Source organism: Arcicella aquatica (assembly GCF_034928825.1).
GTDB classification, from domain to species: domain Bacteria; phylum Bacteroidota; class Bacteroidia; order Cytophagales; family Spirosomataceae; genus Arcicella; species Arcicella aquatica.
In genome coordinates this window covers 10,805-28,539 of record NZ_JAYFUL010000035.1, presented here as the reverse complement: position 1 = coordinate 28,539, position 17,735 = coordinate 10,805, and the positions used below count along the sequence as shown (strand labels likewise).

General features: G+C 35.6%; 13 protein-coding genes. 3 read left to right on the top strand and 10 right to left on the bottom strand.

Features of this window, described 5'->3' with window-relative positions:
• Positions 1-77 precede the first annotated feature (77 nt).
• A complete protein-coding gene (locus VB264_RS18010) occupies positions 78-1,610 on the bottom strand; it encodes a SulP family inorganic anion transporter (RefSeq protein ID WP_323251546.1) in 1,533 nt (510 codons plus the stop codon).
• A 189-nt stretch (positions 1,611-1,799) separates the two neighbouring features.
• Between VB264_RS18010 and VB264_RS18005 the strand changes: the two genes are divergently transcribed.
• Positions 1,800-2,312, top strand: coding sequence for a RidA family protein (locus VB264_RS18005; RefSeq protein ID WP_323251544.1), 513 nt, complete (start codon positions 1,800-1,802; stop codon positions 2,310-2,312).
• A gap of 64 nt (positions 2,313-2,376) precedes the next feature.
• Here VB264_RS18005 and VB264_RS18000 read toward each other — a convergent pair whose 3' ends face one another.
• The 7 genes from VB264_RS18000 to kdpF all read right to left on the bottom strand — a co-directional run bounded on the left by VB264_RS18000 (position 2,377) and on the right by kdpF (position 11,099).
• Positions 2,377-4,056 carry a HAMP domain-containing sensor histidine kinase gene (locus VB264_RS18000; protein WP_323251542.1) on the bottom strand — a complete coding sequence of 560 codons (1,680 nt, stop codon included), beginning with the start codon at positions 4,054-4,056 and terminating at the stop codon, positions 2,377-2,379.
• A 92-nt stretch (positions 4,057-4,148) separates the two neighbouring features.
• On the bottom strand, positions 4,149-5,267 hold the full coding sequence (locus VB264_RS17995; RefSeq protein ID WP_323251540.1) for a sensor protein KdpD: 1,119 nt from the start codon (positions 5,265-5,267) through the stop codon (positions 4,149-4,151).
• Position 5,268: 1 nt separating this feature from the next.
• Positions 5,269-6,348, bottom strand: a complete 1,080-nt coding sequence (locus tag VB264_RS17990) for a porin (RefSeq protein WP_323251538.1) — start codon at positions 6,346-6,348, stop codon at positions 5,269-5,271.
• A gap of 180 nt (positions 6,349-6,528) precedes the next feature.
• Complete coding sequence (locus VB264_RS17985) at positions 6,529-7,095, bottom strand: K(+)-transporting ATPase subunit C (protein WP_323251536.1); 567 nt, start codon at positions 7,093-7,095, stop codon at positions 6,529-6,531.
• A gap of 64 nt (positions 7,096-7,159) precedes the next feature.
• Complete coding sequence (kdpB, locus tag VB264_RS17980; RefSeq protein ID WP_323251534.1) at positions 7,160-9,205, bottom strand: potassium-transporting ATPase subunit KdpB; 2,046 nt, start codon at positions 9,203-9,205, stop codon at positions 7,160-7,162.
• Positions 9,206-9,308: 103 nt separating this feature from the next.
• Positions 9,309-11,018, bottom strand: a complete 1,710-nt coding sequence (gene kdpA, locus VB264_RS17975) for a potassium-transporting ATPase subunit KdpA (RefSeq protein ID WP_323251532.1) — start codon at positions 11,016-11,018, stop codon at positions 9,309-9,311.
• Between the two features lie 3 nt (positions 11,019-11,021).
• Complete coding sequence (kdpF, locus tag VB264_RS25135; RefSeq protein ID WP_407652867.1) at positions 11,022-11,099, bottom strand: K(+)-transporting ATPase subunit F; 78 nt, start codon at positions 11,097-11,099, stop codon at positions 11,022-11,024.
• A gap of 450 nt (positions 11,100-11,549) precedes the next feature.
• On the opposite strand from kdpF, the gene VB264_RS17970 reads away from it, so the two are divergent.
• Positions 11,550-11,828, top strand: coding sequence for a cyclic nucleotide-binding domain-containing protein (locus tag VB264_RS17970; protein ID WP_323251530.1), 279 nt, complete (start codon positions 11,550-11,552; stop codon positions 11,826-11,828).
• On the opposite strand, the gene VB264_RS17965 is transcribed toward VB264_RS17970, so the two are convergent.
• On the bottom strand, positions 11,818-12,867 hold the full coding sequence (locus VB264_RS17965; RefSeq protein ID WP_323251528.1) for an acyltransferase family protein: 1,050 nt from the start codon (positions 12,865-12,867) through the stop codon (positions 11,818-11,820). The two genes, VB264_RS17970 and VB264_RS17965, sit on opposite strands and share 11 nt — an antisense overlap.
• A gap of 269 nt (positions 12,868-13,136) precedes the next feature.
• Between VB264_RS17965 and VB264_RS17960 the strand changes: the two genes are divergently transcribed.
• Complete coding sequence (locus VB264_RS17960) at positions 13,137-13,475, top strand: zinc ribbon domain-containing protein YjdM (RefSeq protein WP_309918094.1); 339 nt, start codon at positions 13,137-13,139, stop codon at positions 13,473-13,475.
• Between the two features lie 46 nt (positions 13,476-13,521).
• Here the strand turns inward: VB264_RS17960 and VB264_RS17955 are convergent, their stop codons facing one another.
• A complete protein-coding gene (locus VB264_RS17955) occupies positions 13,522-17,682 on the bottom strand; it encodes a hybrid sensor histidine kinase/response regulator transcription factor (RefSeq protein WP_323251525.1) in 4,161 nt (1,386 codons plus the stop codon).
• Positions 17,683-17,735 lie beyond the last annotated feature (53 nt).

The window sequence follows — 17,735 nt, the reverse complement described above, 5'->3', positions numbered from 1 at the left end:
TTCTTATTGGTTTGTATATGTACAATTGCATATACAAACCAATCATGTTTGAAATTTTAGTCCTACAAGTGTAAAAATCAATCCTCTACCACTTGATAAGTAGGGTCTTCCAGAATATTTACTTCTATTATTTTATCAGCTCTTGCCAGCAACGCTCTGGAATCAGGGCTGAGATGAGTAAGTTTTACCGTTTTATTGTGTTGAGCGTAACGTTCAGTAATTTTATTAACTGCCTCAATCGCACTCATATCGGCAATTCTACTTTCTGCAAAATCAATGACTACTTCGTTCGGGTCGTTTACAATATCAAATTTTTCTGCAAAAGCAGTAGTTGAGCCAAAGAACAGCGGTCCATAAATGGCATAATGTTTTACGCCTTTATCATCAATGTATTTTCTAGCTCTGATGCGTTTGGCACTTTCCCAAGCAAAAGATAAAGCAGACATTATTACGCCTATTAATACTGCCAAAGCTAAATTATGAAACCAAATGGTAATACCCGCTACCAATACTCCAATAAAGATGTCTTGATTGGGCATCTTATTGATGATTTTAAAACTCATCCATTCAAATGTACCAATTGCTACCATAATCATCACTCCAGTAAGTGCCGCCATTGGTAAGCTTTCAATAAGGGGTGAAGCAAAAAGAATAACCGATAAAATAGCTAGCGAAGCAACAATACCCGAAAGACGGGCTCTGGAACCTGCTGAAATATTCACCAACGTTTGGGCAATCATTGGGCAGCCGCCCATACCAAAGAAGAACCCATTTAAAATATTGGCAGCTCCTTGTGCCAAGGATTCCCTGTTGCCATTTCCCTTGGTTTGGGTAAGCTCGTCAACTACATTGAGTGTCAGTAATCCTTCGGTTAATCCTACGCCAGCCATAATCAAACCATAAGGGAAAATAATTTGCAAGGTTTCAAATGTAAAAGGAATATTAGGAAGATGAAAAGGTGGAAATCCACCAGACACAGAAGCAATATCTTTGACAGTTTTGGTTTCAATTTTAAAAACGTACACTCCTATTCCGACTACAATAATAGCCATTAAGGAAGCGGGAACAGCTTTGCTGATTTTGGGGAAAACTAAAACAATAGCAATTGTTAAAGCCACTAAAGCCAACATTGTATATAAGGGTGTCGATGATAACCAGACTGATTGTCCGTTAACAATTGTTTTGAATTGTTCAATTTGTGCCATAAAAATAACAACAGCCAAACCATTGACAAAGCCAAACATGACGGGCTGAGGTACTAAGCGAATAAACTTGCCTAGTTTAAACAACCCTACCATTATTTGGATAATTCCTGCTACAATAATTGCCCCAAAAACATATTCTAATCCATGCGACTGCATTAAAGCAATGAGTACAATTACGGTTGCCCCAGCCCCACCCGATACTAAACCCGGTCTTCCTCCGAAAACAGCCGTTACAAAACCCATAATAAAGGCTGCATACAAACCCATTAGTGGTGGGAAACCTGCTAATATGGCAAAGGATAACGATTCTGGAATCATCGTCATGGCAACGGTGAGTCCTGCTAATATTTCTACTTTATAATCTACTTTCTTTGAAAAATCAAAAATATTTAAATACTTAATCATTATTTATATTTTACAATACGATGCCCTATATAAAAGCAAAGGTAAGTCTTAAGGTTTGGGAATCAAAAATTAGCCCATACAGCCATAAATACATCTGAATAAATGCTTAGTCCTAATAATGTACTTGAATATCTAATAATTTTAAACAATATTTGAGTATTGTTCATCCTTACTAAAACAACAATCATCATGAAGAAAATTCTTCTTTTCCTCGCTTTATTCCTTAGTCTTCAAACGTTTGCCCAAACGCCAGAAGAAAATTTAGCCAAATTGGGCATTACTTTACCAGCCGTAGGACAACCCATTGCCAGTTACGTTAATGTGGTTCGTACAGGAAATTTATTATTTCTCTCAGGAAAAGGTCCTTTAAAAGCAAGTGGAGAATATATCACAGGGAAATTAGGAAAAGACTTAACCATAGAAGAAGGAGCCAAAGCCGCAGAACTAGCTGCTACTCACCAATTAGCGGTATTAAAAGCCACTTTGGTCGATTTAAGCAAAGTAAAGAGAATCGTAAAAATAGTAGGATTCGTGAATAGCGACAGCCAGTTTTTTGATCATCCAAAAGTAATCAATGGCTGTTCAAATTTGATGATTCAGGTATTTGGAGAAAAGGGAAAACACGCGCGTTCTGCTTTAGGAGTAAGTGCTTTACCGTTAAATATGTCCGTTGAAATTGAAATGGTTGTAGAAGTAGAATAACGTTCAATTCATTCCTTATGTAGCTTTGGGGATTATTTAATTCCTAAAGCTACATAAGGCAACACTAAACCCTCAAGGAAAAGTAAAAAGTACTCCCTTCACCAACGACAGACTCTACCCAAATATGCCCATTTTGAGCTTCAATGAATTGTCGGGCAATGGCCAATCCTAACCCTGTTCCCTTCTGGCTATCAGGTGTTTGAAAATATTTATCAAATATTTTTTCTAGGTATTCTATTGCAATACCTTTCCCAAAATCTTGTACCGTAAAAATCACCATGTTATTTTGACGAATGGCAGAAACAATGATTTTACTATTTTCAGGACTATATCGAATGGCATTTGTTAATAGATTCACCAAAATCCAAGCTGTTTTTTCTGCGTCAGCTTGTACTTTTGGAAGATTACCCGAAAGTTGTACTTCAAGTTCAATATTGCTTTGTTGAGCCTGAAATTGCACTGCCGAAGTAGCGTATTCTATAATTTTATGTGGTTCAACCTCTTGCATGGTCAAAGAAATTTTACCACTTTCTACTTGGGTCAAATCCAATAACTCACCTGTGATATTTAGTAACCTTTGGCTATCTGATTTGATATTTTCTAATAACTGACTTTGTTCGCTATTCAAAGTACCTACTTTCTCGTTTTCCAATAATTTCAGACTCATCTTTATGGCTGAAATAGGCGTTTTTAATTCATGTGAAATGGTAGCAATAAAATTAGTTTTGGCTTCGTCCAATTCATGAAAACGAGTGATGTTCTTTAATAAAATTACTTTTCCTAATACTTTATCATTACTTTCTACAATTAGGCTTTCTTTGGTAAAATAACTTTCCCGCTCGTCGGCATAGATTTTGATTTCTTTGTTGCCGTCTTTTTCATTCAAAAGTGTTCTTAATAAATCATTATAAAGTGCGATGTCTGGAGCATAATTACCTATCAAATCATCTGCCTGTACATTCAACATTTTGATAGCTACAATATTTACGAAGAGTATTCTATTCTTTTCATCTAACCCAATTACGGCATCATTCAAGTTATTAATAATGGCTTCTATCCTACTCTTTTCAAACAATATCTTAGCCAGATTTGAGTGTTCGTATTCATTTAATTTCTCTGCCATTGAATTAAATGCTGAAGCCAATTCTCCAAACTCATCTTCTGAAGAAAAATGTAGCCGTTGTTCGTAATTCTTATTTGTAATTTCTTGAATCCCTTTTGTAAGTTCTTTAATCGGATTCGCAATATAAGAAGGGAAATTGACGATAAAGGTGAAAGTCAGTAACATACAAACGATAGCCACCGTTTTCAGGTAATTACTTGCACTCTCTGCCGTCTTTAAGGCTAAATCATTTTTCCTCACAATGCCTTGCTGGTTCAACGCCGCGATTTTAAATAATGCTTGGTTGAGTTTTAACAATTGGTTGGCGGTTGTATCTTTTTTAAAATCTGTATATTCTTTTCTTAATACTTGTGTAGCTTCTTTTTCTCCAACTTCTGTTACATTATGTTCTTGGTTATCAAGCAATTGTTCAAATGCCTTTTGTTTGCTTTGTTCGGATGTCCAAGTATTCAAGATTACCTGCATACCTTGCACATACTCCAATGACTCGATATTGTCACGAAGAATTTTACTGGAATCTGCTTTAAGCTGATTAAGATAATAAGTTCCCATGCCACCCAACAGCACGATGACAGAAAACAGGAAGAATAATCCCAGTTGAAGTTTTGCTTTGATTTTCATGGTAATTAGCTGTGAGTGGTGAGCAATGAGCTTTCAGCTTTTTTTGATTGCCTGCCAGTGAAATAATAGACAACCATTAATGAGTAATCTATTTAACTTAAAATAACAATATCAATATCTGAGGACGATAGTTTTTTGAGTAATTGATTGAATAAATTCGTCGCCAAGATAATTCTGAATAAACTAAAATGTGGCTTCCCGATACAAATTGTTGTGATTTCATATTTTTCAGCCATTTCTACAATACTTTTTGCTACAGAATCACTCTGTATTCTGATAACTTCCGCTCCTAATTCCGTAGCTAGTTTTAGGTTATTAATCAAGTGTCGCTGAGCAGCTAAATTTATTTTATCACTTGCTTCCGAAGGTCTTTGTACATACAAAACAAACCATTTAGAATCGTAATGCGATGCTAAACGAGCTGTTTTTCGAATAATATTTTTAGAAGTATTGGCATTAGAGCTGATACAAGCTAAGAAACGTTCGTGTGTGAACTTACTGCTCGATACTTCATTAAATACCTTTCTCTCTACCTGATGGGCCACTTCTTTCAAGGCTAATTCTCGCAACTGCAAAAGCTTAGAGGGCTGAAAGAAATTATTCAAGGCTGTTTCTACTTTTTTCAAATCGTAGATTTTACCTTCTTTCAAACGTACAATTAGCTCATCAGCCGTTAAGTCAATGTTTACTACTTCGTCAGCTTGTTGCAAAACCCAATCGGGTACTCTTTCGGCTACTTCTACATTCGTAATTTTCTTTACTTCATCGTTAAGGCTTTCAAGGTGTTGAATATTAACCGCAGAAATAACATTGATGCCAGCATTCAAAATCTCCATGACATCCTGCCAACGTTTTTCGTTCTTCGAGCCTTCTATATTGGTATGAGCCAGCTCGTCAACAATAGCAATTTCAGGGCGTTGATTAATAATTGCTTGCACATCCATTTCTTCTAGTTCCTTGCCTTTATAAAAAAGTTTCCGACGAGGAATTATAGGAATGCCTTCTAGCAACGCATGTGTTTCTGCTCGATTATGAGTTTCGACATAACCAATTTTTATATTGACATTGTTACGAAGCAAGGTGTGGGCTTCTTGCAACATTCTAAATGTTTTGCCCACACCAGCACTCATGCCAATGTATATTTTAAACTTCCCTCGCTTCGACTGGCGGATTAGTTCAAGAAAATATGCTGCTGACTGCTCTTTTTGCATCTTAAATTGAGATAGCGATTGAGGTATTCAATGAAAAATTATCCTTTACGGTTTGCCCTTCTTTGATAAAAATATTGTCTTTACTTTCTAATAATCTCCCTTCTACTCTCCAAAGGATATTATCACTGGCTTTATAATCTACATTAAGCGAATACCCACTTGTCTGAAAACCATTAGGAGTATTAGTCGCTATAATAACGCCATTTTTATCCTGATAATACTCCCAGCGAACTGCCCCAGACCACTGAGCATTGGGTGTATATTTTAAAATAGCAACAGGACTATACCAAGTATTATAATCTGACGAACCAGTTGACGCTTGTTCCATACCATAGTCAAATCCTGCAATCAAACCCAATTTTGTAGATACTTGAAATATACCATAAAGGTTTGAAAAATACCTTTGTTGCTTCTCATTACTGGGTTTATCATTTCCGATAAAGGTACTCCAATTAAGGGTTGTTTTATCGTTTGGTTTAAACTGTACTTGTGTCCCTAAAGCAAGTGTTTGGTTACCATCTGGACGTTTTATTCTCTGCCAACCATTCAATACCATTCCTGAGAGAGTCCATCGATTATCTTGATTAATAAAAGTAACTTTAGCCCCAGACTCGTAATAAGGCGTGTTTTCTGCTAAAATACTTCGGGTTAATGTCCAACAATCTTTTGAAATAGCACTTTCAAAACCAATGTGCGATGGCATAATCCCTGCATCTAACCATAGGTTGTTGTTTTTAGATAGCCTTACACCAACATTGGCTTCGAAAACGTGTTGTAAAAGTGATGGTTCGGCTGCCAAATTATACTGTGCATACGTACCAGCCATCAAAGCTAAATTGGCACGGGTATTTTCTGTACTATAACTGCCTTTGATAAAACCCAGATTCAAATTAAACTCATTGTGTCGGTTATGATTATACAAAAAGCTTGGTCTTTCATGATTAGCTGGTTGATTAAAATCATAGACATAATAGGTTTCCAAATAAGCCGACCAAGTAATGCTTGGTTTACTTTCAGTTTGTCCAAAAATACTTGTTTGAAAAACGAACAAGGCAATCAAAGTAAAATAAATTGTTTTCATGATATGAGATTGTTTTTGTGAATTGTTTTATCTCATAGTTTGATAGGTTCAAAGTTGAGACTCAAGCTACTCATGGCATGACTTGAAGTCATCCCATGAGTAAAAACTCTGAGGAATTGACGAGATTAATAATTTGATTTACAAAAAATTAATCACTAAATCACTCATTCGCTAATTCACTCAATTTTTCAAAGCTTCTAAAGCAATATTCAATTTCAATACATTTACTTTTTCTGTTCCGAATAAGCCCAAAAGAGGTTTTTCGGTTTGAGCATTTACTAAGGCTACTAATTTTTCTTTTGATATATTTCTAATTTTGGCAATTCTATCTATCTGTACCAAAGCACCTTTTGGTGAAAGGTGTGGGTCTAGCCCACTACCCGAAGCTGTTACTAATTCAGATGGAATCTCGGCTTTAGGAACTGTTGGATTATGCACCAAAAAGGTATCAATACGAGCCTGCACTTGTGCCAAATAATCAGGGTTTGTAGTCCCTTTGTTTGACCCCCCAGAACCAGCAGCATTATAACTCACTGCCGAAGGACGGCTATTAAAATACTGATCTTGGTCAAATTTCTGACCGATATTATCTGCTCCAACAATTCTTCCATGATACTCAACAAAAGGCACTTTACCTTTGCTAGGAGCAAACTGTGCAAAACCTAAAACCACTAAAGGATAAATAATAACGAATAGCAACAAACACATCAATGTGAGTTTAAGTGCTGGGAATAATTGAGTTTTCATTGTCTGAATAAAATGAATTTGAAAATTTGAAAGTGTGGTGATTTGAAAATGAGTTTCCTTTTCCTTAGAAAAACAATCCAACTGCTAAATCCAATACTTTAATTCCGATAAAAGGAATGATAAGTCCCCCAACACCATAAATCAATAAGTTTCTTCTTAATAAAGCACTTGCACCGATAGGCTTATAATCAACCCCTCTTAAAGCCAAGGGAATCAAAGCAGGAATAATCAATGCATTAAAAATCACAGCCGATAAAATGGCACTTTCTGGCGAATGCAAGTGCATGATATTTAGCCCCTGCAAACTTGGAATACTAGCAATAAACAACGCTGGCACAATGGCAAAGTATTTGGCTACGTCGTTGGCAATCGAGAAGGTAGTAAGTGTACCACGGGTCATTAATAATTGCTTACCTATTTCTACAATCTCAATCAATTTTGTAGGGTCATTATCTAAATCAACCATATTACCTGCTTCTTTAGCAGCTACAGTTCCAGAGTTCATCGCTACACCTACATCAGACTGAGCTAAAGCAGGTGCATCGTTCGTACCATCACCCATCATGGCTACCAGTTTACCACTTGCTTGTTCGGCTTTGATATAATTCATTTTATCTTCTGGTTTGGCTTCAGCGATAAAATCATCTACACCCGCTTTCTCAGCAATGTATTTAGCTGTCAGAGGGTTATCACCAGTCACCATTACCGTTTTGATACCCATTTTACGCAAACGTTCAAAACGTTCTTGAATACCCGGTTTGATAATATCCTGTAGTTCGATAACGCCCAACACTTTTTCGTTTTCAGTCACTACCAAAGGTGTCCCTCCGTTACTGGCAATGAATTTTACTTTATCAGTAATTTCAGCAGGGAAAGTATTGCCTGCATTTTCTGCAAGATTTCTCATTGAATCAAAAGCACCTTTACGAATACGTGTTCCGTTCGGAAGGTTCACCCCTGATGAACGAGTCTCTGCCGTGAATTTTATCAATTCTACATCACTTTGTAGTACTGGAATCTTTAAACCATGACTAGCCGCTAACTCAATAATCGATTTACCTTCGGGCGTATCATCGGCTAAAGAACTCAAAATTGTGGCATTCATAAACGTTTTATTATCTGTACCATTTGCCGCATAAAAATTGGTGGCTTTACGGTTACCGATGGTGATAGTACCTGTTTTATCCAACAACAAAACATCAATATCTCCTGCTGTTTCCACCGCTTTACCAGACTTTGTAATTACATTTGCCCGTAAAGCTCTGTCCATACCAGCAATACCAATCGCAGAAAGTAAACCACCAATAGTAGTAGGAATTAAACAAACAAATAGTGATATAAAAGCTGCAATCGTTATGGGTGTATTAGCGTAATCTGCAAAAGGTTTAAGGGCTACACAGACAATGATAAAAATAAGAGTAAAGCCAGCCAAAAGGATTGTCAAAGCTATTTCGTTGGGTGTTTTCTGACGAGAAGCTCCTTCTACCAAAGCAATCATTTTATCCAAAAAGCTTTCACCTGGTTCTGTCGTAACAATTACTTTAATTTTATCTGAAAGTACTTTTGTACCACCCGTTACAGATGATTTATCCCCACCTGACTCACGAATTACTGGGGCAGATTCCCCAGTGATAGCCGACTCGTCAATCGTCGCCAAGCCTTCAATAATTTCACCATCTGTAGGAATAGTATCTCCAGCTTCACACACAAAAACATCTCCTTTTCTCAACTGAGCTGAATTTACGATTTGAATCTCGTTCAAATACATTTCCCCAACCGAACGAATTAATTTGGCTGGAGTTTCTTCACGGGTTTTACGAAGAGAATCCGCTTGGGCTTTACCTCTTGCTTCGGCGATGGCTTCGGCAAAATTAGCAAACAAAAGGGTTAGCAATAAGATGATTAAAACCGTTAGATTATAAGCAAATGAGCCTTGATCTGTATTGTTTATACTATAAATCGTAACAAATAGCATCACAAGTGTTCCTAATTCAACGGTAAACATTACAGGGTTTCGGAACATTATTGTTGGATTTAGCTTTACAAAAGAAGCACGAAGAGCTTCCTTGACTAAATCTGCTTGAAAAAGCGAAGTTGGTTGGGTTTTCATGGGAGTAAGCTTTAAGCTGTGAGCCATGAGCTATCAGCTTTGAGTATTTTTAAGTATTTATTTATTGCGTTATAAGCAAATCCGAAGTCTGAAAGCTTATCGCTCAAGGCTTAGAGCTAAAAGCTGTAAAATATTCCGCAATCGGTCCTAATGTCAATGCTGGGAAGAATGATAGGGCTGCTACGATAAAAATTACGGCAAAAACCATCAATCCAAATGTTCCAGTATCCGTTTTTAAAGTACCTGCACTTTCAGGAATATATTTTTTATTAGCTAAAATCCCTGCAATGGCTACTGGCCCAATAATTGGCAAAAACCTACTGATTACCATCACAATACCACAGGTAACGTTCCACCAAACAGTGTTGTCGCCTAGCCCTTCAAAACCAGAACCATTGTTGGCAGCAGAAGAGGTATATTCATACAGCATTTCTGAAAAGCCATGAAAACCAGGGTTATTTAACCAGCCAATATCAGGATTTTTGACAAAGACGAAAGATGATAAAGCCGTTGCTCCTAAAATCATCAATGGGTGAAGTAAGGCAATAATGGTTGCGATTTTCATTTCTTTTGCTTCTATTTTCTTACCCAGAAACTCAGGTGTACGCCCAACCATTAAGCCTGAAATAAATACAGCAATGATGATAAAAATATAGAAATTCAAGAAACCTACTCCTACCCCACCATATAGTGCATTAATCATCATACCCAACATCGTGAACATCCCCGTTAATGGCGTAAAGCTATCGTGCATGGCATTCACAGAACCATTTGAGGTAACTGTTGTCGCAATACCCCAATAAGCAGATGCCGCAGGGCCAAAACGTACTTCTTTACCTTCCATACTGCCTAGTTGTTGGGTAATTCCCATTGTCGAAATGTCTGTACTTCCTTTCATTTCTAAATAGATAGACGGAAGCAAAAACAACAGAAAGCCAAGAGTCATTACGCCAAAAATGGTGTAGGCTAACTTTTTACGTTTTAAATAATAGCCCAAAGCAAAAACCATCGCTATTGGAATCAACAGGATACTGCCTACTTCTACAATATTAGTTAGGTAGTTGGGGTTTTCGAGTGGGTGAGCAGAGTTTACGCCAAAATATCCGCCACCATTCGTACCTATTTGTTTAATGCCTATCATGGCTGCGGCAGGACCACGAGAAACCTGTACAGTATCGCCCTGCATTGATATAAATGAAGCTTTACCTTCTACATTCATCGGTGTGCCATTGTATAAAACAACCAACGCAACTACTAAAGAAAGTGGCAATAAAATACGTGTACAAGCTTTAAGGAAATAATTGTAAAAATTGCCTAGTTTATCAGTAGTGCGTTCTTTCATGGCATTAAATACCATCGCACAAACAGCCATACCTGCACCCGCAGAGATAAATTGGAATAAAGTAAGGCAAGAGATTTGCCCTAAATAAGACATTCCACTTTCGCCTGAATAATGCTGTAAATTGGTGTTTGATAAAAATGAAATAGCAGTATTAAAGGCTAAATCTGCTGACATCGATGGGTTTCCGTCTGGGTTCCAAGGCAACCAACTTTGGTTCATTAATACAAACATTGCCCAGAAAAACCACAGTAAATTAATCGTTAACAGGGCTACCAAATGTTGTTTCCAAGTCATCTCTTGTTTAGGATTGATACCTGAAAACTTAAAGAAAAGTTTTTCAATAGGATTGAAGATTGAGTCGAGAAAAGTAGCCTCGCCACCAAAAACTTTTGCGATATATTTCCCCAATGGAATAGCACAAGCTATCGTGAGGATAAAGGTGAGGATTACTCCTAAAATTTCAGTATTCATTGCTTAGAATTTTTCTGGTTTTAATAAAACATAACACAAATAGCCAAATACGGCGATGGATAGTGCAAAGAGGGCTGTCATCATGATTCTATAAGAATTTTTTAGATTCGTTTAAGGTTAAATGTTTTCAAAAAAATCTATCGCTTTTAAAAAGAATGCGAAGCATAAAAGCCCTGCGAGTAAAAGAATGAAAGTCATCATGGTATTAGTTGTTTATTTGATAACCTAATGCCAAAATATGAGCCAAAAAAGAGAAGAAGGCTGTTACTTATTGATAATCAATAAGATATAATTTTTAGTGATTTTTGAGCGATAAAAAACCCTTCCATTTTGGAAGGGTTTTTGTCAGAATGGAAAGGAGTTATTTTTCTTAAGCGTCGGCTTTAAACCCGTCGAGCATACTCATGGCATGACTGAGGAGTGTTTTGTTTAGATTCAAATTATCTTATAGTCATGCCATGAGTTGATATTTACACACATTTTTTGCCAAATGACAAATCCCAAGAAGAGAACTTTGACTAACCTCCTATCATGAAAGAATTGATACAATATTTATTGCGATTTGGAAATTTGAACCAACAGCAAATTGACTTCATTGCTACCAAAGCGAAGGAAATAGTGCTTCATAAAGACGAATATTTTTCAGAAGCAGGTAAAATTTTTCGACACGTAGGCTTTATGTTAGAGGGTATTACTCGCGTTTGTTATTATATTAATAAAGGCGAAGAAATCACTAAATATTTCATTGAAGAAAACAACCTTGTAGTGGATTTGGAAAGTTTTGACAATGAAATCCCATTCACTTTTTAGATGCTAAATACTTTCTGATAGGTTTATCAATAAATACCATAATGCCTGTTGCCCAAAGTACTAAAAAGCAAGTGCCTCCCACAATTACCCAAGCAATTTGAGTTATATCTGGCTTAAAATGAGACAAATAACTAGCAAAAATCCAAATAAATGCATAATGAGTCATGTAGAGTGGATACGAAAGTTCTCCTGAAAACTGACAAATCTTTTGTGTTATGGAAGATAATTTAGTGCCTGCTCCTAAAGCAATAAGCAATGGAAAGTAAAATACTACCACTAAAAGTTCAACTAGCCAATTATTAGCAAAGACGGGTATCATAAAAGCAACTACCAACATCGGAATTAAACCTATAAATCCAAGTTTATTCTCAATAATCCATCGACTTCTATTAATTAATAATCCTGCTAAAAAGGAATATGCCAAGCGTGCTCCTCCGTCCCAAAAATTGTTTTTACTCCATCCTCCCACTAAATTTCCAGCACGGTAACTTACCACACCAAGTACTACAGCCGCTAAAATTACTAGCACACTCAATAAACGACGACTAAGTTTATGCAATAGAAAGGCGTACAAAATATTGGCAACATATTCCCAGAACAATGACCAAGCAGGAGCATTAAAACCAAATAAGTTAAAGAAACGGTCTTCCATTAATGGAAGTGGTATTACAAAAATAGACCCTATCGCTAACAAAAATATCTTTCCAAAAGTATAATTATCAACAGCGTTTGTCCACGGACTACAAAGAAAACCTATTACTCCTAATAACGTTCCTATTACTACCAAAGGGTGTAATCGAATCAATCGAGCTTTGAAAAAAGCTAACTTTCCCATCTGTTCAATTCTATCGTCGTAGGCATAGGCTATTACAAATCCTGAAAGGCAAAAGAAAAAATCAACGGCTAAATGACCATGTCCAATAAAGTTTTTACTATAATCGGCATACACACATTCAGCAAAATGAAATACCACAACACATAAAGCCGCTATTCCTCTCAGTCCATCTAATACTTCAAAATGTGGTTTGTTTTTTATCATTATTTTTTGTTTGATACTTTGAGAGGACTTTATCAGTAAAATATTACTTTGAATTCTTTTCACATATTTATTCAAAGCGAAATATAAAACATCTTCAGCATTTTATTGGGGTTTTTATAGGGTTAATGCTATTATATCTTTAAAGTAATAAGAAATTTTGTCATAGCTATTTATGATTCAGCGTTTACAAACTTATTAATGAAATATGCTTACTTTTGTAGCTTATTAAATTAGCTAACTGATAAAATCATCATTATTAAATTAATTTCATGTCTGAATTTTCACCTTGCCCAAAATGTAATTGTGAGTACACTTATCCAAGTGATTCGCTATTAGTGTGTCCTGAATGCTTCTATGAATGGAATCCTGATGAAGTAGAAACCGAAGATGCAGGTTCAAAAATACTAGATTCAAATGGTAATGAGCTTAAAGACGGCGATACCGTTGTTGTCATTAAAGATTTACCTGTCAAGGGCGCTCCTAAAGCCATTAAAGCAGGGACTAAAGTAAAAAATATTCGTCTTACTGATGGCGACCATAATATTGATTGTAAAATTGATGGCTTTGGTGCAATGGCTTTAAAGTCGGAATTTGTTAGAAAAGCGTAGTAAACATGAGTCATCCTGAATTTTCAAGATGGCTCATGTTGTTTAATCATTTCTTCAAGTCTTTCAAAAACTGCATGGGCGTTTTTCCAAATTCATTTTTAAAGGCTTTGGTAAAATACGATTGTGTTTGAATCCCTACATTATACATTACTTCAGCAATAGGCATATTTTGTTGGGTCATTAACTGCACCGCTTTTTTTAATCTAATACTTCTGATAAAATCACCTATCGCTTGCCCTGTTAGCTCTTTTACTTTAGTATACAGTTTTGTACGACTCATGCCCATTTCTGCACAGATATAGTCTATATTCATTTCTGGGTTGCTTAGGTGTGCTTCAATCATTTGAATCAATTCTGTCAGAAAAGCTTTATCTTTTTGAGAATGTGCCAACTCTACAATCTCCGTAAGTTGGTCATTACCATATTTTTCTTTTAATTTTTGTTTTTGGATAAAGATATTTTTAATAGTCAGTTCTAGTAGCTCTATGCTCAATGGCTTTGAAAAATAAAAATCTGCTCCAGACTCCACCCCTTCTATTTTTGATTCAGTTGCATCTTTGGCCGTAAGCATCAAAAATGGAATATGGCTAATCTCGTCATCGTCTTTCACTTTCTTACAAAATATATTCCCATTCATTACGGGCATCATTACATCGCTAATAATCAAATCTGGGAAACATTCTTTTGCTTTTTCATATCCCTGTTGTCCGTTAATAGCCTCTAAAATATGGTAGTTTTTGTGAAGGGCATCTTTTAAAAATGTCCTTAATTCATCATTATCATCTACTACCAAAATGGTAGGCTTGGCTAATGATTGTGTAGATTTTAAGGATTTTTTTTCGGCAACTTCTTCGTTGATGGGAATATCTACTTCATATTTTGAAGAGATGCTTTCCAACTTAATCAAAATATCTTTGTTTTTTATCCATCGTTCATTTTCAGCATAATCCTCTCTTTTACACGGTATTCCAATAATAATTTCAGTACCTTTTTCTTTTTCGCTATATACCCAAATGCTCCCTTTATGAAGTTTGGTAAGGCTTTTCACAAAGGCCAAACCAATACCTGAACCCAGATGAGCCTCAGTAGTTTTATAATATCGTTCAAATAAATTAGGGATTGATTCTTTAGAAATACCTATGCCATCATCTGAAACCCTGATGTACAGGTAGCTCGAACCTTTGTATTCGTGCGGTATTAATAGTTCATTGGCATATTTAGGTTGATATTTTTCGAGCGATTCCATTACTTCTAAGGTGATGTGTTTACCATTAGCAATGTATTTAAAGGCATTACTAAGCAGGTTAATAATAATTTTTTCCAGAATCTGGCGGTCGAACCATGTTTCATCCAACTGATTATTTTGAAAAACTTCAAAAGTAATTTTCTTTTCGCTTGCCAAATCACTAAATTCTTCTGAAATCTCTTTTAGAAAAGTATTTATATTTCCTTCCATGACATTCAATTTCAATACGCCTGATTCTACTTTTCTAAAATCCATTAACTCGTTGATAAGGCTAATTAACCGATTGGCATTTCGGTACATTAAATCATAATATGGATGAGCTGGCGAAGTTGGAAACTCTCTTTTTAGCTTTTCAAGAGGCCCTAATATCAACGATAATGGCGTGCGAAATTCATGAGAAATATTGGTAAAAAACTGTAGTTGTTCTTGGTGGATTTCCTCCTTTTTCTGTTCTTCTAATTGTTGAATTTCAAGCGTTCTTTTAAAATTATAAAAGGCCGCTATGCCACTTAAAATAGACAAAGCTACTAAGGTTTTAAACCACCATGTAGCCCAAAAAGGTGGCGTAATATTTACCTCAATAGTATAACCTTTCTCATTCCAAACGCCATCATTATTGGTTGCTTTAATATGGAAAGTATAATCTCCGGGACTAACATTCGTATAAGAGGCTTTTTTCTCATTATTTACATAAATCCAATCCTTATCCCAATTTTCTAATTTATAAGCATATTGATTGTTTTCAGAGGCGGTATAATTGAGGGCTGCAAAACCAAAAGAAAAAGTTGATTGTTTATAACTAAGGTCTATTGATTGAGCAAAACTAATGTCTTGTTCCAAAGGAGAATCTTCGTCGATATCTACTTTTTTATTGAATAGCTGAAAATCAGTAATATAAACAGGCGGTGTAAAAGTATTCGTGGTAATCTTATGCGGATAAAATGTATTGAAGCCATTCACTCCGCCAAAAAACACTTGTCCATCTTTGGTCATCAAAGAGGCATTTGCTTCAAATTCCAGTCCTTGTAATCCGTCGGCAGTATTATATTTTTTTATGCTCATTGTTTGTGGATTGAGCTGAGTAATCCCGTTTGAAGTAGCAATCCACAAATTGCCTTCATCATCTTCTACGATTCCCTTGATAAATTCTGTATCAAGGTTTGCCTTTGATGTAAAAATAGAGAACGTGTTCTGCTTTTCGTTGAAAAGGTAAAGACCCATTTGCCCTACCCAAACTCTCCCTTTTTTATCGGTGAAAATGACCCTCAAATCTGGTTTTTTACTATCATTATTAAAATAATGTGTAAAAGTCTGCGTGGCAGTATTCAAACAATTCAAGCCCGCATCATCAGTTCCAATCCAGATATTACCTTTCTTATCTTCGTTGATGGAAATGATATTATTTCCTTGTAATTGTGATTGGTTATTTTTTCCGTAGATAACCCTAGTAAATTTGCCTGTTTTATGGTCAAAAAGGTTTAAGCCTCCATAATAAGTAGCAATCCATAAGTTTTGTTTACTATCTTCAAATATTGTCTGAATGTAGTTTGAGCTAACACTATTTTTATTGGCTGGATTATTTAAAAAACGGCTAAAAGTGTTCGTTGCACGATTATATAAGCTTAGTCCCCCACCCCAAGTTGCTACCCATAAGTTCCCCTTTGTATCTTCATTAATACCTAATACTTCATTAGAGCCAATGGTATTTTTATGGAATGGACTGTATTTGAAATGTTTGAACGATTTATCTTTTCGATTAAATAAATTCAAGCCCCCACCATCTGTCCCAATCCAGATATTACCGAAACGGTCTTCACAAAAAGCTTTGACATCATTATAACTCAAGCTATTAATATTAGACTCTTGCCTAAATAAAGTAAATTTTTCTGTTTTGGGCATGTATAAATTAATCCCCCCACGGTGCGTACCTACCCAAAGATTACCTTGGTTATCTTCAAAAAGGGCAGAAACTGTTCGTTGCGAAAGACTATTAGGGTCTTCTGGGCGATATTGGTAATTTAAGAAACTACCAGAAACTGGATCAAAAAGATTTAAACCTCCATTAATACAACCCACCCAAATATTTTTCTTATCATCTATCAGAATTGCTTTAACTAAATTATTAGCAAGTGATTTCGCTTGAGTTTCCTGATGACTGTATTGTTTGATTGTACCCAGTTGATGATTATAAATAATCAAGCCATTTCCGTTGGTTCCTATCAAAAGATTACCTTGTTTGTCTTCATTAATACAATTGACGGCATATCCTTTTAAAGAAAAACTGAGATTTGCAAAAGCATCTATCTTTTGGAAAGTGCCATTGTGCGTATCAAAAAGTTGAATGCCACTTTCTGTTCCCACCCAAAGGTTATGACTACTATCTTCAAACAAGCAATTGATATGGTTATCAGTAAGGGAAATATCAACATTTTGCTTTTTGCGGTACGCAATAAAGTTTCCATCAGAAGATTGTAAAAGATTTATTCCCCCGCGCGTGCAAATCCACAACCTTCCTTTACTATCATTTTTGATGCACGTGATATAATTATCAGTAATGCTTCTTGGTTTCTGAGGGTTGTGTTTAAATCTGGTGAAGGTATTTTTTCGTTCATCAAAACGGTTCAATCCGTTAATTGTACCTACCCATAAAGTCTTGTTTTTGTCTTCATGAATGTATGTGATATAATTATCGCTTATGCTTTTTTCATCATTTGGATTATTCTTAAAAACTACGATTTGATTGCCATCATATCTATTCAAGCCATCTCTTGTCCCAAACCACATAAAGCCACGACTATCTTGATAAATACTTTCGATAGTACTATTCGATAATCCTTGTTCATTGGTAATATGTTTAAATTTTAAACTTGGAATTTGGGCATAAGTCAAAAAGCCTAAACTCCAAAAAATGAATAGGTAAGTCAATGATAAAATAACGTTACGCTGAATGAATTGATGCATTAATACTGTGTCTTAATTATATAATATTTAATCTAAAATAAATCATTTTTTAT